This is a genomic window from Fusibacter paucivorans (assembly GCF_018390735.1).
Classification (GTDB): Bacteria; Bacillota; Clostridia; order Peptostreptococcales; family Acidaminobacteraceae; genus Fusibacter; species Fusibacter paucivorans.
In genome coordinates this window covers 90,846-109,387 of sequence record NZ_JAHBCL010000008.1, presented here as the reverse complement: position 1 = coordinate 109,387, position 18,542 = coordinate 90,846, and the positions used below count along the sequence as shown (strand labels likewise).

General features: G+C 43.1%; 15 protein-coding genes. 2 read left to right on the top strand and 13 right to left on the bottom strand.

Annotated elements, in window-relative coordinates:
- Positions 1-38 precede the first annotated feature (38 nt).
- Both KHM83_RS06085 and KHM83_RS06080 read left to right on the top strand, forming a co-directional pair.
- Positions 39-1,046: a permease gene (locus tag KHM83_RS06085; protein WP_213236019.1), complete on the top strand. Its 1,008-nt coding sequence runs from the start codon at positions 39-41 to the stop codon at positions 1,044-1,046.
- Between the two features lie 120 nt (positions 1,047-1,166).
- Positions 1,167-1,394, top strand: coding sequence for a thioredoxin family protein (locus tag KHM83_RS06080; protein ID WP_213236018.1), 228 nt, complete (start codon positions 1,167-1,169; stop codon positions 1,392-1,394).
- Between the two features lie 171 nt (positions 1,395-1,565).
- Here the strand turns inward: KHM83_RS06080 and KHM83_RS06075 are convergent, their stop codons facing one another.
- From KHM83_RS06075 to KHM83_RS06015, 13 genes are all read right to left on the bottom strand, one after another.
- Complete coding sequence (locus KHM83_RS06075) at positions 1,566-2,888, bottom strand: acetyl-CoA hydrolase/transferase family protein (protein WP_213236017.1); 1,323 nt, start codon at positions 2,886-2,888, stop codon at positions 1,566-1,568.
- Positions 2,875-3,645 (bottom strand): DUF169 domain-containing protein, encoded by a 771-nt coding sequence (locus KHM83_RS06070; RefSeq protein ID WP_213236016.1) that lies wholly within the window; start codon positions 3,643-3,645, stop codon positions 2,875-2,877. Before KHM83_RS06070 ends, KHM83_RS06075 begins: the two co-directional genes overlap by 14 nt.
- Position 3,646: 1 nt before the next feature.
- On the bottom strand, positions 3,647-5,758 hold the full coding sequence (locus tag KHM83_RS06065) for an acetate--CoA ligase family protein (protein ID WP_213236015.1): 2,112 nt from the start codon (positions 5,756-5,758) through the stop codon (positions 3,647-3,649).
- Positions 5,751-6,224 carry a VOC family protein gene (locus tag KHM83_RS06060; RefSeq protein WP_213236014.1) on the bottom strand — a complete coding sequence of 158 codons (474 nt, stop codon included), beginning with the start codon at positions 6,222-6,224 and terminating at the stop codon, positions 5,751-5,753. Before KHM83_RS06060 ends, KHM83_RS06065 begins: the two co-directional genes overlap by 8 nt.
- Before the next feature lie 20 nt (positions 6,225-6,244).
- Positions 6,245-7,525, bottom strand: a complete 1,281-nt coding sequence (locus KHM83_RS06055) for a TRAP transporter large permease (RefSeq protein ID WP_213236013.1) — start codon at positions 7,523-7,525, stop codon at positions 6,245-6,247.
- Positions 7,522-8,013 (bottom strand): TRAP transporter small permease, encoded by a 492-nt coding sequence (locus KHM83_RS06050; protein WP_213236012.1) that lies wholly within the window; start codon positions 8,011-8,013, stop codon positions 7,522-7,524. Before KHM83_RS06050 ends, KHM83_RS06055 begins: the two co-directional genes overlap by 4 nt.
- Before the next feature lie 10 nt (positions 8,014-8,023).
- Positions 8,024-9,142, bottom strand: coding sequence for a TRAP transporter substrate-binding protein (locus tag KHM83_RS06045; protein ID WP_213236011.1), 1,119 nt, complete (start codon positions 9,140-9,142; stop codon positions 8,024-8,026).
- Between the two features lie 180 nt (positions 9,143-9,322).
- Complete coding sequence (locus KHM83_RS06040) at positions 9,323-11,227, bottom strand: sigma 54-interacting transcriptional regulator (RefSeq protein ID WP_213236010.1); 1,905 nt, start codon at positions 11,225-11,227, stop codon at positions 9,323-9,325.
- 231 nt (positions 11,228-11,458) lie between these two features.
- Positions 11,459-12,412 (bottom strand): glycine betaine ABC transporter substrate-binding protein, encoded by a 954-nt coding sequence (locus KHM83_RS06035; protein ID WP_246542889.1) that lies wholly within the window; start codon positions 12,410-12,412, stop codon positions 11,459-11,461.
- 126 nt (positions 12,413-12,538) lie between these two features.
- The gene (locus KHM83_RS06030; RefSeq protein WP_281415027.1) at positions 12,539-13,378 is read right to left on the bottom strand and encodes an ABC transporter permease; all 840 of its coding nucleotides are present in this window, start codon (positions 13,376-13,378) and stop codon (positions 12,539-12,541) included.
- Positions 13,371-14,567 (bottom strand): quaternary amine ABC transporter ATP-binding protein, encoded by a 1,197-nt coding sequence (locus tag KHM83_RS06025; RefSeq protein ID WP_213236009.1) that lies wholly within the window; start codon positions 14,565-14,567, stop codon positions 13,371-13,373. Before KHM83_RS06025 ends, KHM83_RS06030 begins: the two co-directional genes overlap by 8 nt.
- A gap of 643 nt (positions 14,568-15,210) precedes the next feature.
- Entirely contained in the window at positions 15,211-16,665 is a 1,455-nt protein-coding gene (locus tag KHM83_RS06020) for a 4-hydroxyphenylacetate 3-hydroxylase family protein (RefSeq protein ID WP_213236008.1), read from the bottom strand.
- A gap of 286 nt (positions 16,666-16,951) precedes the next feature.
- Positions 16,952-18,397, bottom strand: coding sequence for a sigma-54 interaction domain-containing protein (locus KHM83_RS06015; RefSeq protein WP_246542888.1), 1,446 nt, complete (start codon positions 18,395-18,397; stop codon positions 16,952-16,954).
- Positions 18,398-18,542 lie beyond the last annotated feature (145 nt).

Genomic DNA, 18,542 nt, shown 5'->3' with positions numbered 1-18,542 from the left:
GGTAAAATTATTAATTTGACAGGAAAGGATTTAGAAGGATGTTTATATTTCAATGGCTTAATGATGAAGTCCTCAAAATGAATTGGCTGTCCAATCTGATAGAAAAACTCGTCACCGGCGTATTTGGATTGGATATTCATTCACGACTCGGCGGCAGTGTTCATTTCTATCTTTACGACGTCATCAAGATATTTATTTTATTATCAGTCCTTATTTTTGCAATCTCCTATATTCAAAGCTTCTTCCCACCAGAGCGAACAAGGGAAATACTCGGAAGATTTAACGGCATTACTGCCAATATTCTCGGTGCCCTGCTTGGAACAGTCACACCATTTTGTTCATGTTCATCAATTCCGCTGTTTATCGGCTTCACCAGCGCCGGCCTTCCCATCGGGGTCACTTTTTCATTTCTCATTTCCTCACCGCTTGTGGATCTTGCATCCGTCCTGCTGCTGGCGAGCATTTTCAACTGGCGTATCGCACTTGCTTACGTTGTTGTAGGGCTTGTGCTGGCTGTTATTGGCGGCACAATTATCAGCAAAGCTAAACTGGAGAAATATGTGGAGCCTTTTGTATTCAGCAATAAACTCGTCGATTTACCGGAAGAGTCACTTACCACGGCCGATCGATTAGCCTTTGCAAAACAACAGGTACTTGATATCATTAAGAAAGTATGGCTCTATATCTTAATTGGCGTCGGTATTGGCGCCGCTATCCACAACTGGATTCCGGCAAGCGTCATCTCTGCTGTACTCGGACAGGATAAATGGTATTCCGTACCACTGGCAACCATTGTCGGTGTTCCAATGTATGCTGATATCTTCGGTACATTGCCGATCGCAGAAGCACTCGTCCTTAAAGGCGTTGGCATCGGAACAGCACTCGCTTTTATGATGGCCGTCACAGCCTTGTCACTGCCGTCAATGATCCTGCTTAAAAATGTGGTTAAAACAAAACTGCTCGTAATATTCGCCGGAATTGTCACAGTTGGCATTCTGATCATCGGATTTACCTTTAACGCATTTGGCTACTTATTGATTACTTAAGCTAAACCATTAATTTTTAGGAAACTACACAGCTCCCACTAACATTTATTGGGTGTAAAAACATCTTTTTCTTTCAAATTTTAGAATATCAACTTTTTAAATTATTTTTAGGAGGCAATTATGATTATTAAAGTATTGGGTTCAGGATGCGCCAATTGCAAAAAGCTCGAAGCAAATGTCAAAGCGGCGGTTGATGCAATGGGCATTGATGCTACAGTCGAAAAGGTAGAGGATTTCAAAGCAATCATGGCATACGGCGTTATGCAGACACCAGCACTCGTCGTCGATGAAGTCGTTAAATTCTACGGTCGTGTTCCCTCTGCAAAAGAGCTCGAAAAGTATTTGTAATCAGTTTTCAACAACAAAGCTTATGAATCATTAAAGCACAGCTTCATAAAAGCCAGCTCTCCATCCCTTTGATGGAGACGCCGGCTTTTTATGTTAGCAATCGCTTTGCAAGCAGAAAGCACCGCCTGCGGCGATGCTTTCTTCCTTAGTCATCTTAATAATACTATGTTTCTATAATCCCATCTTCTCTGCAGCCTTTTTTAAACCGTCTCGAAAATCCGGGTGTGCAATACTGGCTAATTTTTCTGCACGTTCTCTTGTCGACAATCCCTTAAGATTAATACATCCATACTCTGTTACCACATACTGAACGGCGTTTCTGGGGGTTGTCACAACAGCGCCGGGTGTCAGCATCGGATTAATTCTCGAATGAAGCACACCCGATTTATTTTTAAAGGTCGCCGGCAAGCAAATAAATGTTTTTCCTCCCTCTGAAAGGTAGGCACCTTCAACAAAATCGAGCTGACCACCGGCACCGGTAAACTGTTTATACCCCATGGATTCAGAGCATACTTGCCCTGTCAAATCAATTTCCAAAGCCCCGTTGATCGAGATAAAGTGATTGATCTTTGATGTGACGAGCACATTGTTGACATAGTCAACAGGATATGCCGCCAGCATAGGATTATCATGCATAAAATCATATAGTTTCTGTGAGCCTGCCGCAAAAGTGAACACAATTTTGCCGTTATCCAGTTCCTTGTACTTGCCTGTGATCTTTCCCGCTTCGACCAAGTCGACAAATGCATCTGCCAACATTTCGCTGTGAACGCTTAGGTCCTTTAGTTCCGACTTTGCAATGAGCTTGCCAAGCGCATTGGGAAGCCCACCAATGCCGAGTTGTAAGCACGCGCCATCATTGATTTCCGGCATGACATAACTTGCAATCTTTAAATCAGTTTCACTTGGTGAAGCACTTGGCAATTCAAAGATCGGATTATTCCCACCTTCGACAATGTAGTGGACATCATCAATGTGAACAGCGTGATCAAAGCCGCCGTGTACTTTGGGAAGGTTGGTATTGATTTCAACAATGACAGTATCTGCCTTTTCAATGGCCGCCTTAAAGTGTGAAAAAGTGACACCAAAGTTAAAATAGCCTTCTTCATCCATTGGTGTTGTCTGTATCATCACCACATTTGTCGTCAGATTCTCTCTCAAGTAAACTGGCACTTCAGAATACTTTATCGGAATGTGATAGGCTTTACCCTCTTTTGCCAATGCTCTCTCGAGACCGCCAAAATGATAGGAATACCATATTGCATTGTCACTTTCCAATGATTGAAGCCTTTGCATCAACACGCCGCCGCGAAGTTTAATGTCGAACAGCCTCTGATCTCGTATCCGCTTTGCCAATGCCACATCCAGCGTCAGCGGCAGATTGGCAAAAAAACCAAATTCAATCCAGTCACCAGATTTGACACAGGCCACCGCCTCATCTGCCGAAACATGTTTTGTACCATACTGTTTTAAAATTGCCTTATCTGCCGTCATTGATAACCTCCCAATATTTCGCCGGGAAGTCCGGTGTGCTCAGCACGCCATGGAAGATCGTCGGGAATCTGGAAAGCCCTTCTTTATGAACACGCTCAATCCCTTTAGCCGTATCTAAAAAGTAGGCTCTAGGAATCGCAACAATGAGTTCATCATCCTGTGTGCTGGCGAAAATACGCTCGCCGCCGCTTGGAATGACAATGAGCGGCTCATTGCACTTAAGCGCTTTCACAATGTAAGAGGCACAAGCTGCACGTCCAAAAGTCGTACTCTTGACACCGTCGCCATAATAATAATTAATGCCCTGTGCAATGCGCGCAATCTGTGCGGAGTTCCCATAGACAAGCACAAGTTCCGGTTCAAAATCGACCTTTTCAAGTGCTCCCATCAATAAATAGGTTGGCGGCACCTCAAAGAAACTATTGCCCTGTTCAATTTTTTTTGCAATGGCCATATCGTTGGCATAACCAGGATAGACAATGCCACCTTCTTTAAAATAAGCTGATTCTTTAAAACCCAAATAAGCATATGATGCCGGGCATCCGTGATCAGCTTCTTCAAACAGCAGTGTCCAGCCATATCGCCGTGCTGCTGCAACCCCTTGACAAAGCGCGAGTTTCCGTTCAAACTTCACGCTGGGCTGAATGAATTTGTCAGTGATTGCCGTTTTATCAGTCGGTCGCATCACTGCCACCGGCATGGTCAAAGGCTTTATAAATCTAGCCAGAGCATCCATTAACAATTTTGAATCACGCATTTTAAACCTCCAGTTTAATCAAAGCATCAAGGGCGACCGCCCCCTGTCCTTCATCGTAGACAAAGATCGGGTTGATGTCCATTTCTTGAATATCCGGACGTGCCATACATAAGTCGCTGACGCGGACAATAATCGCCGCTAATGCATCAATATCCTTTCGCGCAATGTCCCGATAGCCATACAGCATTTTTCTACTTTTAAGGGAATCAATCATTTTGACTGCATTACGTTTATCGATGGGAATAAGCTGCATAACCGAATCCTTCAAGATCTCTACCATCGTGCCGCCCATCCCCAATACAACAGCTGTCCCAAGATGCGGATCCTTTTTAATACCAACGATCATCTCCGTTCCTTTTGGCCGCATTGGTGAGACAATAACCCCCTCAAAAGCTGAAGCCAAACCATTTGCCTCAACATTGTCGAGAATAGAGGTATAAGCATTTAATAATGCCGTTTTATCGCCAACATTTAGTACGACACCGCCAATATCTGACTTGTGCAAAATTGACTGCGATAATACTTTTACGGCAACTGGGTAATTTAACTTTTCCGCAATTGATGCCAGTGCGGCTGCATCCGCTGCAACGATTGGCGAATCAGTCATCACGCCTGCTGCAGCAATCATCTGTTTTGAGTCCCATTCATTTAAAAATCCATTTATGCCTTTGTACATTTCATGCACTGACGCAGTCAAATCATCACCGGTTCTTTCTATTGGCAACATGACTTCCCGCTTTAGTGCTGTATAGCGCCAAAGCAGCGAAGCGCCAAATATGCAGCGATCCGAATCTTCAAAGAGCGGTATTTTCTTTTCATAGAACCATGATTTTATTTCAGGCGTCGCCGCAAGCCAAGTTACCAAAATTGGTTTCTGCGTTACAGCATTCAGATCTTCAATCGCCTTTAAGAGATTATCTTTCAAATGCTCCAGTAAACCGATGAATATGACCACTGCATCTACGCTTTCATCTGCTGCAACCGTTTCAATACAATGATAGAATTTCTCATAAGCTGTTAAAACCTGTGCCGTTAAATCGACTGGATTATGCGGTGAACCAAATGCGGGGATATTTGCACTGAGTTCTTTTTCGGTCTCTCCCGAGAGTTTTGGCAGTGTCATCTGATATTTTTCACAGGCATCTGCCATGACGACGCCAGCACCTCCGGAGATTGACACGACACCTATGCGATTACCATCAGATCGTTTGCCATTTGAGAACACTTTCATCGCGTCAAAGAGATCATCTGTCGTTTCAACACGCAAAATGCCAGATTGTTTCATAAAGCTGTCCACGATGGCATCAGAGGATGCTAATGCACCGGTGTGAGAAGACGCCGCCTTGCTGCCAGCTTCCGATTTTCCCACTTTCATCGCAACAATGGGTTTGTCTTGTTCAACTGCTTTTCTAGCCGCAGCTTTCAATAGCGGCGCATCTTTAATCCCTTCCATGTAAACGCAAATAGCATCTGTTCGATCATCATCCACCGCATAGTCAATAAAATGCGATGTGGTAACAATAGATTCGTTGCCGCCGCTGATCAGATAAGAAAAACCAATGCCGAGATCCACGGCCATAGCATAGAGCATGCCGCTCATGGCGCCGCTCTGAGATATAAGACAAATGTTGCCCTGCTGCAGATTCCCGCGACTCAAAGCACCCGTAAAAGTTGCCGTCACTTTCTTGTCAAAATTGACAAATCCCTGACAATTGGGGCCCATGACGAGCATCTCATTATCTCTGGCATACGTAACGAGTGCCTCTTCAAGCTTTTTGCCATCATCACCCGACTCGGAAAACCCTGACGTTATAATCATAACGGCTGGAATTTTCCGAGCTTTTGCATCACGCATTGCCTGCAGGATGCTATTGGGCTTCGTGATGATGATCAATAAATCAGCTTTTTGGGGAATGCTGCTGATGTCCTTGTAACACGGCAGCCCTTGTATGGTTTCATATTTTGGATTGATTGGATAAACTGCGCCCTTGAAACCATAATCCTTTAAAAACTTAATTGGTCTGCCGCCAATACTTTCAGGGCGATTAGAGGCACCTAAAACGGCAATGCTGTCAGGCGCCATCAAATGTTTCATCAATTGCTGATTACTCATTGTCAGCTCCTTCAATTTCATTCCATACAATGCGCATACGTTCTTCTGATGACTTTGTCTTATAGTCATCAAACCACTCCATCACCTGCATAACAGTACCAAATGTATATTTTGGCGAAACGATCACTTCACGACGTATGTTTTCAACTTCTTCGTAAAGGCCATACTTAATGGCATTCTCATCGAATATCTGAATGGCATTGTCCAAATTGTCCACATCGACACCAATATGCTGTAGGCTTTCGCCGAATTTCTCAAGATGTTTAGCAACAAAGCTATCTGGTGAGGTCGGCTCCAAGAGCCCCAGTATGATGTCACCTTCAATCATATACATGTCACAGACGTACTGCTTCGGTTCACTCTTAACAGTCATCAGAAAATTGCCGCCGTAAACTTTTTCAATCCGCGCACCTACTGTTGCGCGATCATGCACCGCAAAAGTCATGTGATCTAATTTTTTTATCATATGTTGTTTCTCCTTTAATTTTATTTCATCATTGTCGGTAACCACAGTACAATTTGAGGAAACATGATCATCAGAAAAATACCAAACATCGCCATAGCCAAAAGCGGCATCGCTCCTTTAAAAACTTTTGATAATGGAATCCCACTAGTGCCGCTGGCGATAAAACAATTTAATCCGACGGGCGGTGTAATAAGACCAACCTCGAGCAACATTACCAAGACAACACCAAACCAGATAGGATCATAACCCATCTCAATCATAAGCGGCAGTACCAATGGCAATGTCAGCAGCATCGTTCCCATAGATGGCAGGAACATGCCTAAGAACAAGTAGACGATGACGATGAGCAGCATAATAACCGCATTTGAAACATCAAGTCCGCTGATCGCTGTAATCGCAGCTTGCGTCAACCCCGTCAGCGTCAAATAGTATGTGAAAATCTGAGCGCCAATGATGATGGTAAACATCATCGCCGTCGTCTTCAACGTATTTTTTAATGATTGAATCACCTCTGGTAATGTAATTGACTTTGTCAATATGCCTAACAACAGTGTCACAATCGCACCAAAAGCGGCAGTCTCCGTCGGTGTGGTAATGCCGGAATAGAGAAAAATTAAAATCATAAGCGCTATAATCACCATTGGCCAAATATCCCACAGTGCTTTAAAGCGCTCAGACCAGCTATAGGGTTCAACCGGCGGGGCATGTTTCGGCCAAATCTTGACAATGAGCCAAACCCCAAAAGCATAGAGTAAAGCCATCATAGCCCCTGGTATAATCCCTGCGATTAAAACTTTACCGATTGAAACATTGGCTTGTGATCCATAGACGACCAGCAATATGCTCGGCGGAATAATCGCCGCAAGCGTACCGGCAATGGCAACCGTTCCAGCGCTTAGTTCATCACTGTAATTGCATTTTTTCATTTCCGGAATGGCGATGGCACCAAATGTTGCTGTTGATGCCGAACTCGACCCCGAACATGCACCAAATGCGGCACCGCCGATAATGGTAGCAATTCCTAGACCGCCTCGAAGATGACCAATCCATTTATACGCGGCAATATAAGACTTCTTCGCCAATCCCGTTACATCGAGAAATTCAGCCATTAGAACAAATAGCGGTATCGTCACAAGGGTATAACTTGCAACACTTCTAAATGGTGTCGTCATCAATATATTGACAGCTAAATCAAACCCTTGGACATATGTTAGTCCGATGATGCCTGCTGCCCCCAGACAAAATCCGATCGGCATGCCAAGAAATAAAAATATGAGTAATAAAATCAATCCGATGATCACGATTGCCCTCCTTTGATGACCCTTGCACCTTCAACGAGCTCAAAGAGTATTCTCACCGATGTCATCAACAGTCCCAACCCCATCAAGAAATAGGCCGGTGCCAACGGATACCCCAACGATCCTCTCGACGTGCTGTTGACTTCAATACACCATAGCGCCTGCGCAAAAGCTTGCCTTGTCAGCAGCACGGCATAAAAGAGCATGAAGAGCTGCATGATTACATCTGTCACTTTTAAGATGTGCTCGGGAATATAGTGGATAAACAAATCAACACGTACATGCGCCTTGTGCTTTTGTGCATAACTGATAGATAAAAAAACAATACAAACCATCAAATACTCTTCTGTTATTTCCAGTGTTCCCGGTAGCGGGTGATTAAAGACATACCGCCCAACTGCATCAGAAAATACCCAAATCATCATAATGAAAAGAATGGCACTGCTGATCTTAATAATAATGTCATCCAATTTTTCGAAAATTCTTTTCATGACACACTCCTTAAGGCTCAATATGATCTCTTAGACTTTGCAGTACTTGCGCACCGGGTAGTCCTTTGCCATCCATATCACTGATCCAGTCCGCTTCAACATTTGCCTGAGCCAGTATCCATTTTTTCTGTTCATCCTGCGATAATTCATGAACTTCGAGCCCTCCGCTTTTAAAGGCCTCCAACGCTTCCAACTCTAATTTATCCATTGTTTCGCCAAGTTGCGTCAATGCCTCTGTACTCGCCTGATTCATAGCATCCCGAACATTTTGCGGCAATGACTGCCAAACGTCTTCATTGATGACATAGCCAAAGACACCGCCGGAAACATTAACACCTGTCGTCACGTATTTCGACGCTTCGTTGATCTTATTTGAATCCGCTGCGATACATGAAATCAGTGTGCCGTCAACTGTTCCACGCGCCATGGCTTCATAGAGTTCTGTCACCGGAATTTGAACGGGGATGGCGCCGAGCGACGTGATAATCTTATCCATGACGCCACCGCTGCTCCTTATTTTTAATCCTTTAATTTCATCCAATGAAGTAACGAGCACTTTATTCGTTAATAGCTGAAAGGTCTGATTGGCAAAAGGCAGGATCGGCCTGATGTCATTGCTTAGAAAATCATTTTCAAGAACCGGCGATGCTGTCGCTACTGACCATACAGCGGGATTGCCTGTACTACAGTTTGCCCATGTACCCGAAATAGCGCCTGCGCCTGTGATCAACGGCATTCTGCTGCTAAAGTACGGAAATGGTACATAGCCAATATCTGCGATGCCCTTGCTCATGATATCCAGCATATCAGCACTGCTGCCCATTTGCTGTGAAGGATAAATATCGAACTGAACTTGATTATTCGTCAGTTCCGTCACGCGCTCTGTCCATACCATTAAACTGTTGGCCGGCACATAATGCGTTCCTGGATAAATATCTGCCACTTTCAGCTTGATCGTTTCCGGCGCTGTTTCAGTTGATGTCATCGTCTCACTGTTCGTCTCACTGCCCGTGTCAGTCTGTGCATTCGTCTGTGTTTTGCTTCCGCTGCATGCCGTCAAGGATACGATCATGCAAATTATCAGTACTAGTCCCCAAAAACGCTTATAACCATTAACCCTCTTGTTCATTTAGAACCTCCTTTAATTTCGTTGCTTATATATAAAGCAAAACCCGTGCCATCTTTTTTAAAATCTCTCAAGACATTGAAAATCCTCAATTTACTAAACTCTTAGCAAAAAAAATTTGCAATATTTTTATTGCAAATTTAAATTTGAATTTCAAAATGAAATCACTTGGATGAAATTGGATTAGTTAATTTCTTTAAGTTTACGCCAAAGTGTCGTCTTTGAAATATTGAGGATGTTTGCCATTTCGTCTTTATCGCCACCAAGGTGCTCATAAAGAAGCTGTATGATCTGATTTTCCATTTCATTCATCGACGCAAGATTGATTTGTATCACTTTATCGTCAAGTCGCTTATAGCGCCTGTCATCAGAATCACCGTCGTGAACGCATTCGCTGAAAAGTGCCTTTGCCGTTACTGCATCGAGCGAATCGCGCATCGCCATCAGTCTTTCCCCAAAAGCCTGAAGCTCTCGCACGTTTCCCGGCCAGTCATAGCGAATCATCAACGGCTCCAAAAAAGCAAGCTCATCTGTGTTGACATAGCCTTTGTGATTTAAAAAATACTTAAAAATACACCAGATATCATCTTTTCGTTGCCGAAGCGGCGGCACGCTCAATTTTAAAATGTTAATGCGATAATAGAGATCCTCTCTAAACTTGCCATCGACGACGAGGTTAAAGAGATTTTTATTCGTCGCGCAAATAATGCGCACATCAACTGGAATGACGCGATCACCGCCTAACCGGATAACTTCCCGCTCCTGCAGCACGCGTAAAAACCGCGACTGTAGCTGAATACTCATTTCGCCAATTTCATCTAAAAAAATCGTGCCCTTGTGTGCCAGTTCAAATATACCGAGCTTGCCGCCTTTTCGGGCACCGGTAAAAGCCCCTTCTTCATAGCCAAAGAGCTCACTCTCCAAAAGATTTTCAGGTAGAGAGGCACAGTTTATCGCAACGAAAGGTCCTGCAGCACATGTACTTTCACGATGAATACTCTGGGCAAACAATTCTTTCCCCGTACCGCTTTCGCCATAGATTAGGATATTGGATTTTGATTTGGCATAGAGCTTTGCCTTTTGAATGAGTTCCAGCATTTCTGTATTTTTCGTGATTATATCATCAAAGTGTGTTTTGGATACAAACCCCTTTTTCACATAATCATGACGCAGTTTTGCATCCAAGTCATGAATATTCGACGCTTTTTGTAAATTGATCAATACACAATCCGTCTGGTCTTCTTCATCAATGGGAAATCGATTGACAATGACACGGTTTCGATTAACATCGATGAGTTCACCACTAATCGCCGTCTTGGCATAAACCTTACGGATATCTGTGGCAACCTTCATCGCTTCAGACATCTCTTTACCAATAATCGATTCACTTTCCACATTAAAAATTTCAGACATGATTTCATTGAAAACCGTTATTTTGCCTTCACCTGTCACCAGCATATAACCTTCTTTAGCATTGTCGTAGATCGCCTTCATCCATTTATTTTTCTCTGTCTCGCGGCGTCTGATTTCCACCGTTGCCTTTGCGCGGTTAATCGCTGAAATAAAATCCTCACGGCTTGTTTCTAGCAACACACTGTCTATCCCAGATTTAAAGGCATTTCGAAAGACACAGGATCCCGTACCAATGACGACATCATATCCTTTTTTTGCAATCTCATGCGTCTTACCTTCGATTTCATGAATTTCATTAAAGGTAAAATAGTCAAAATCAATATCGAGCAATCGCTTAATCAGTTCAAAATCATAAAACTGTTTATTACGCTGATAATCCACAAATGCAATCTTTTCCCCAAGTTCATGCGCTTTGTGAACAGCATTGATCAAGTCAAAGTTAGAGTTTTCCATAACGACAACGGGGATTTCTACAGATTCTCTTATCAATTCTCCCGTGTAGCCTCGAGCAATAATAACCTCGACGTCTGCTTCTTCAATGAGTGCTTTAGCCGCTCGTATGCCATCATATAGATTGCCGAGTTTGAAATAGATCGTTTCTCCTATGGATTCTGCAATGATTCGAAAGTATTCCTCATATTTGATATAATGCCAGACAACCCCAATTTTAGCCATTTGTTAACCTCCCATCATGCTATTTGAACCTAGCGTAACACTAAAACCGCTTCACTACAACATCATTGTACGAATAGTCATACATTAAAACATAGCATTTAACTTGTCTTGGCGTTAAAAAAATATTTTTAATCCCATTTTCTGCAAAAAAAAAGCAATCCGACAAAGAATGCTATCATTCAATGACGAATTGCTGTTTTATTTTTTTTGATTATATTCTCTCGTCGCTGGTTATTCTGCAGGAATCCACGAATTTATAAGTTCTTCATTGTCTGCCATCCAAACTCTTGCAACATCGACAGGATCATCATCACTGTCTGCAATGGCGCCCATTAAGTCACCGAGTTGTTGACCGTCCATATAGAAATTCGTCAAGAATGCAGCTACATCCGGCATATCATCGCTAAAACCTTTACGTGTTATGGTATGAATGTTTTCCGAACCACCGTAGACACCTTGTGGATCTTCTAAGAATTTAAGATCCCATCGTGCAAATTTCCAGTGTGGCGCCCAGCCTGTTACAGCAATTGCTTCGTTATCTTCAATCGCCGTAGCAAGTGCTGCTGTCATCGCCGGACCACTACCTGGTATCAATTCGTAATCCAAACCGTAAGCTTCAATAGCAGCATCAGTCGCCTTCATAATACCAGCGCCTGAATCAATCCCAATGAGTTCATGATTAAAATCATCTGCAACATCATTAAGTTCATCAAGACTATTAATGGCAACGTAAGATGGTACGACTAAGCCAATTTTGGCATCTTCAAAGTTATTGCCCAAATCATCTAAATCATCACCGTATTCATCCATGTAACTTGCATGAGTTGTTGGGAGCCATGCATCCATAAATGCATCTTGGTCACCATTGGCCAGTGATGTAAAGATCGGTGCAACATCGGCCATTGTTATTTCAACAGTGTATCCCATTTTGTCTTCGAGAATGGCTTTTGCCAGATTAGTCATCGCAACGCCTTCAGACCAGTTAACATAAACGAGCTTTACCGTCCCCTTTTCAGTATCAGGTGTTTCATCTGTCGACTGATCATCTGATGATGCCGCCTCGGATTCACTGCCGCTAGTGCTGCCACTGGTTTCTGGTGCAGTCTCTGAACAGCCAGCCAGCATCATTAAACTCAATAAGAGTGTTAATATCAATGCTACCCATTTCATATTTCCTTTTCTCATGTTACCTCCTTATTAAATACGTTGGTTGATCTATGGTAAGTGATTTACCGATAATTTTATGAAGCTTGTTGCTGAACGCTCATGTCAACTGGCTTTGCAGTACACTTTACATGTTCCAGCACTTTCTTATGACGTTTTTTTAGCGTTCGTTCGCGTTCCAACAGCTTGTGTAATACGGTCAAGTACGATGGCGAGTATAACAACGGCAATCCCGCCTTCAAAACCATCGCCGATCTGCATTTGCGTGACACCGCTTAAGACGACTTCACCAAGCCCTCTGGCACCAATCATAGCCGATATAACGACCATTGAAAGTGAGAGCATTATGGTTTGATTGACACCAGCAAGTATCGTCGGCATCGCTAGTGGTATCTGTACTTTTAAAAGCATCTGACCTGAAGTGGAACCAAACGAGGTTGCCGCTTCCACAACATCTTCCGGTACTTGGCGGATTCCTAAATTGGTCAAGCGCACCACCGGCGGCATTGCAAAAATAATCGTCGCAATAGCGCCTGGCATCTTCCCGAGTCCAAAGAATATAACGGAGGGAATCAAATAGACAAACGCAGGCATCGTCTGCATGAAATCGAGGATTGGCTTAACAATGCGCTCGACCATATCCTTTTTCGCCATCCAAATACCAAGTGGGATGCCGATGACCAGCGCCAAAAACGTCGCACTAAACACCAGTGACAGCGTATCAATCATTTCAGACCAGAGATCGATCGAGTAGATAATGTAAAGTCCAATTGCAGACAGAATGCCTAGTTTCTTACCTGATAATCGCCATGCCAATATAGCTACCAGAATAATCAACAGCCACCACGGTATAAAATGCAAGAAATCCTCAATGTGATCAATAATTGAGAGCACACCTTTTTTCATGCCCTTAAAGAATGGATCAAAATTATCTTTTAACAAATCAATAAATGCTTCAAAATATTCACCTAATGGCAGTCTAATCATTACTTTCAGCCTCCTCTCCTAAAATACCAGCGAGTACTGATACCCTGACAATAATGCCCAAGAGTTTATTCGAATCGTTAATGACTGCAATCGGGTATTTCGTTTTGATCGCTATCGGCATGAGATCAAGCAGCGGCGTATCGCCATCTGTGGTTTCAATATCATTATTTATAATAGCCTGCAATGATGTCTCGCCGCGCTTCAGTGCATCAATAGCATCATCAATGGTAACAATCCCCTGCAAAATTCGGGCCTTGTCAACGACAAAGATACTGGATATCCCCACTTCTTCCATTTTCCGCATGGCGACGCGAATACCGTCTTTGAGCGTAACGACACCATCGGGTTTTTTCATGACGGCAGAGGCAGTCAGCACTTTTGCACGATTGACATCTTTGATAAATGCTCGAACATAATCATCTGCTGGATGATCTAGAATTTCTTCCGGCGTTCCGATTTGGACGACGACGCCTTCTTTCATAATTGCAATGCGATCACCGATTTTAAGCGCCTCATCTAAATCATGGGTAATAAAAATGATTGTCTTTTTCATTCGTTCTTGAAGTGCAATGAGTTCATCCTGCATTTCTGTCCGGATAAGCGGGTCCAACGCACTAAATGCTTCATCCATCAATAAGATATCCGCTTCTGTCGCCAAAGCTCTTGCAAGACCTACACGCTGTTGCATACCGCCGCTGAGTTCACTTGGAAAAGATTCTTCGTAGCCGCTCAGTCCCACCATTTCAAGTGCCTCATATGCTTTTTTAATTCTTTCTTCTGGCGGCACTTTTTGAACTTCAAGTCCATAAGCGACATTCTCTGCTACTGTTCGATGTGGAAAGAGCGCAAAATGCTGAAACACCATTGCCACTTTCTTGCGTCTGACTTGCAGCAAAACATCGTCGGAACATCCAACAATATTTTGACCATCAATGTGAATTTCACCGGCAGTCGGTTCGATTAATCGATTAAGACACCTGATCAGCGTCGATTTACCACTGCCTGATAATCCCATGACGACAAAGATCTCACCTTCTTGTACATCAAAACTAGCGTCGTTTATGCCAATACCATTTCCCGTCTTTTTCAGAAGTTCATCTTTTGATATACCCTGTTTTACGAGCGGAAGTGCCTTTTGAGGTCTTGGTCCATAAATTTTATAAAGCGACTTTACTGTGACTTTCGCCATAAATACCTCCTTTATTTTCTATTATTTTTTACTGTATTTTTTATATGGGGACAAATAACAATTCTTGACATGCAAAAAGATTCGCGTCGCCCATTCGACGTGAATCACAGTCAGCTTAGCGTTTTTTTCGTTTTAAGATATACCGTACACTGAGGTCAATTTTTAATAAGATTTTCTCATTCATATTTTCACGGTTGGACCATCCGTAAAGGCACTTGACATTCAAGTCTTTAATTTAAATAAAAAGACACCCCAACCCTATTTTTCAATAGAGTTAGAGTGTCTAAGCTTCGCCGTAAATGACTCACATTATACCACCATATGATAGTATAGCACATTCCCATTTGAGCCTGTGCAGACCCCAGTTCTAAAACCTTGTTTTTTCAGTCATACTTTCGTCAATAATACACCTGTTGTGTGGTTAAAGGCACTTGACGCTCAATGTCGCCTCACATTGATCTATTCACGAGAACATATCCCTGCTCGACGACAAAACTACTCATATTCCTTACTTCAACATTTAATTGTATGGGACATTATACCATGATTTGTATACTTATGTCAATTTTAGCACATCGCACGGCGCTGCAACCTTTTGTAAAATCATTGTAAAACATAGTTTTACAAGTGAAAATATTGTCGTTTACGATTCAACTTTCGCAATTTTTTTAGCCAATGCTTTTTTATGCTCGATATTGCCTTGTCGCCAAATCATCACACGCTGTGCTTGAGGTGATCCCGCACCGTGGAGCGATTCTGTACGATATCCCACCGCTGCTGTACCAAGTGTTAAATTTTCAACCAGTCTCAGTATTTTCATACGGTCCATCGTCGGAACACTGGCAACGCCTTTAAAGTATTTTTTACAGATGTCTCCGATCTCCGGCGCATTGAAATCTTTTTCAGATGGCATGGTCACCATAAGCCCCCCGGCAATATCTTCCGCAAGGCGTGTAATCTCATATGGAAAACGCGTAACATTCTGTTTACAGACATTTGCCAGCAGCAAGTCAATCTGGTAATTCCCCGATGCCGTTGGATACCCCTCTGATGAACAGGCAATGCCGCTGCAGTAAAGGGTTTCATTTAGATGGATCATTTCAATAAGTTTATCTTTAATATGTGAAGCTTTTGGTACGCCATTAAATTCTGCCGCAACAGCTGCCGCGCCAATGAGCACATCGCCCACCCCGACCTTGCAGCCGCCGTAACTCTGTCTGTGATAACCGGCAAACCTTTCAACCAGCATTCCAGCAAAATCGGTCTCACCATTTAAGAATATACGATCATTTGGTACAAATACATCGTTGAATACCACGAGTGCTTCCTGACCCCCAAACTCACTGTTCCCGAGATCCAGTGAAGCATTTTCTTCGAGTTTTCGCGTATCGCATGACTGTCTGCCGTAAATCATGAAAACGCCTTCCGTATCAGTCGGAACGGCAAAAGAAATCGCATAGTCTTTGTCTTCCGGCCCCATGGCAATCGTCGGCATAATCAAATGCTCATGCGAGTTGATGCATCCAGTCTGATGTGCTTTTGCACCGCGTACGACGATCCCATCAGGACGTCTCTCCACAACATGCATAAACAAATCGGGATCTTCCTGTTTGCTCGGCGATAAACTCCGATCACCTTTAGGATCTGTCATCGCACCATCAACCGTCCAATCGTTCTCCTGTACCATTTTCATATAGGCTTTAAACTGTTCATGATACTTTGTACCATATTTTTCATCGACTTCAAAAGTTGTACTGTAGATGGCATTAAACGCATCCATGCCAACACATCTTTGAAAACAAGCACCGGTCTTCTGTCCTAAGAGGCGCTGCATCTTCACTTTTTTAACAAGGTCTTCGGTACTCTGGTGAATATGGCAAAAACGATTGATTTTTTCACCCGTCAAGTGCGACGTTACGGTCATTAAATCCTCGTATTCCGGGTTATTTGCCAGCTCATAAGTCATAGCCACCGAGTTGATCGACGGTCTGATAATCGGATGGTCAACTGGATTCTCAACCAGCTCGCCAAACATATAAACCTTCGTGTTGAGCTTTCTTAAGCTTTCAATGTAATCTTCCTTTGTTTTAATTGCCATAACGGCCTCCTTATACTTATCCTGAAAACATTTGAATCTTTCTTCTGTCTGCTTAATTTTAATGCAATTCACGTGCCAAAACTATCAAACACTATTAGCCCTTCAAATAAGTTCCTTTTAAGCGTTTCTTCAAAAATATAAAAAATCAAATTCGATTGCACTTATGCAACAAAATTTGATTTTCAATTTATCCATATGAACTTTTTCCTTTAAAACAAGTCAACTCAAGTATTGTTGCAAACACGAAACATCGGTGCATTATTGCACCAAGCGTTTGTTAGTCATCTTAACGACTGGCCTTCTCCCCTTCGGATGTCGCCCGATATTTTTGAATGCGCTGACGTTTGCGAACAAATGTTGACGCATCAATCCCCAGCGCTTTTGCAGCACCTCTCACATTGCCGTACTTTTCAAACGCCTTCGACAGCAATGCTTCTTCAACGCCGATGACGGCTTCTTCCAATGGTACGATATCGGTTAAATAACGCATGACATTTTCGCGATTAGCCGTGACAATTTTATTGGGCAAATCATCACAGGCAATCACATCATCCCGACTCATGGCAACGACGCGTTCCACGACATTCTTTAATTCTCTAATATTCCCCGGCCAGTAATAGTCATGCATCGCATCCAATGCATCACGTCCAAACCGTTTCTGCCAGTGATACTTCGTATTGATCGCTTCAAGAAAATAGCGGATCAGCGCCAGAATATCCTCTGGTCGTTCCCTAAGCGGCGGTACGAGAATCGGAATAACATTGAGGCGATAATACAAATCCTCTCGAAATACATGCGACTGCACCATTTGTTCAAGATTGCGATGCGTTGCAGCCACAACGCGTATATCCGTCTTTTTAGGGAGAACACCGCCGACTCTCGTGAATTCGCCTTCTTGGAGCACTCTTAGCAGTTTAACCTGCATATTATAAGGCAGTTCGCCAATTTCATCCAAAAAAATCGTCCCGCCGTGTGCAATTTCAAAAAGACCTGGTTTGCCGCCAGTGCTGGCACCTGTAAAAGCGCCGCCTTCATAGCCGAAGAGTTCTGATTCAATGAGGTTTTCTGGAATGGCGCCACAATTGACTTTAATAAAATTACCGTCACTTCGATGGCTGTTGTTATGCAGAAACTTTGCCAACACTTCCTTGCCAACACCGCTTTCGCCGGTAATCATCACCGTAAAATCCGTCATGGCCACTTTTTGCGCCGTATAGAGCACATCAATCATCTTTTTGTCTTCGACGATCAGATCAGAGGTATCCAGCAGCTGCTTTTTAAGTGCATCAGCTTCTGCCAAATACTTTTCTGCCAATCGTTCCTGCATTTCTAGGCGATCTTTGACCTCTGTCAATTCGGTAATATCCCTGACATTTGTTATGACGACGATAACATCACCCGTTTCATTCATAACGGGCTTACTGGTAATCAGCGCCTTCTTGCCAGTACGAAAAGTTTGGCTCAGCGATATGGTTTGTTTTGCTTCAATAGCTTTGAGTGACCCCGATTCAGAAATATACCCTTCTGCAACGAGATCGCGCATATTCCTATTTAGCATCTCACTTCTGGAAAGACCAGTGATACGCTCATAAGCTTCGTTGATCGTCAACGTATTGGCATCACCATCGGTAATAAAAATGCCATCATAAGAATGCTCAATAACGATATCGAGGTATGCTTCCGGTTCAATATTGATATACTTTTCTATCAGTGGCCGCACACTGTACATCATACGCGTGCCTCGCTTTCATGATTATTTCATCCACATCACGCATCATCTGAGATACATTGGTATGCCTCATCGAAGCTCAATGTCCTCATCCAGTATGATTATAGCTGTGTTCGCATATTATTCAAAGCGTGGTCATTTTTGTCAT

What these genes read in the sequence shown, in the direction of transcription:
- KHM83_RS06085 (WP_213236019.1), top strand. Translation starts at nt 39, where the DNA reads ATGTTTATATTTCAATGGCTTAATGATGAAGTCCTCAAAATGAATTGG.
- KHM83_RS06080 (WP_213236018.1), top strand. Translation starts at nt 1,167, where the DNA reads ATGATTATTAAAGTATTGGGTTCAGGATGCGCCAATTGCAAAAAGCTC.
- KHM83_RS06075 (WP_213236017.1), bottom strand. Translation starts at nt 2,888, where the DNA reads ATGACGGCAGATAAGGCAATTTTAAAACAGTATGGTACAAAACATGTT.
- KHM83_RS06070 (WP_213236016.1), bottom strand. Translation starts at nt 3,645, where the DNA reads ATGCGTGATTCAAAATTGTTAATGGATGCTCTGGCTAGATTTATAAAG.
- KHM83_RS06065 (WP_213236015.1), bottom strand. Translation starts at nt 5,758, where the DNA reads ATGAGTAATCAGCAATTGATGAAACATTTGATGGCGCCTGACAGCATT.
- KHM83_RS06060 (WP_213236014.1), bottom strand. Translation starts at nt 6,224, where the DNA reads ATGATAAAAAAATTAGATCACATGACTTTTGCGGTGCATGATCGCGCA.
- KHM83_RS06050 (WP_213236012.1), bottom strand. Translation starts at nt 8,013, where the DNA reads ATGAAAAGAATTTTCGAAAAATTGGATGACATTATTATTAAGATCAGC.
- KHM83_RS06045 (WP_213236011.1), bottom strand. Translation starts at nt 9,142, where the DNA reads ATGAACAAGAGGGTTAATGGTTATAAGCGTTTTTGGGGACTAGTACTG.
- KHM83_RS06040 (WP_213236010.1), bottom strand. Translation starts at nt 11,227, where the DNA reads ATGGCTAAAATTGGGGTTGTCTGGCATTATATCAAATATGAGGAATAC.
- KHM83_RS06035 (WP_246542889.1), bottom strand. Translation starts at nt 12,412, where the DNA reads ATGAGAAAAGGAAATATGAAATGGGTAGCATTGATATTAACACTCTTA.
- KHM83_RS06030 (WP_281415027.1), bottom strand. Translation starts at nt 13,378, where the DNA reads ATGATTAGACTGCCATTAGGTGAATATTTTGAAGCATTTATTGATTTG.
- KHM83_RS06025 (WP_213236009.1), bottom strand. Translation starts at nt 14,567, where the DNA reads ATGGCGAAAGTCACAGTAAAGTCGCTTTATAAAATTTATGGACCAAGA.
- KHM83_RS06020 (WP_213236008.1), bottom strand. Translation starts at nt 16,665, where the DNA reads ATGGCAATTAAAACAAAGGAAGATTACATTGAAAGCTTAAGAAAGCTC.
- KHM83_RS06015 (WP_246542888.1), bottom strand. Translation starts at nt 18,397, where the DNA reads ATGATGTACAGTGTGCGGCCACTGATAGAAAAGTATATCAATATTGAA.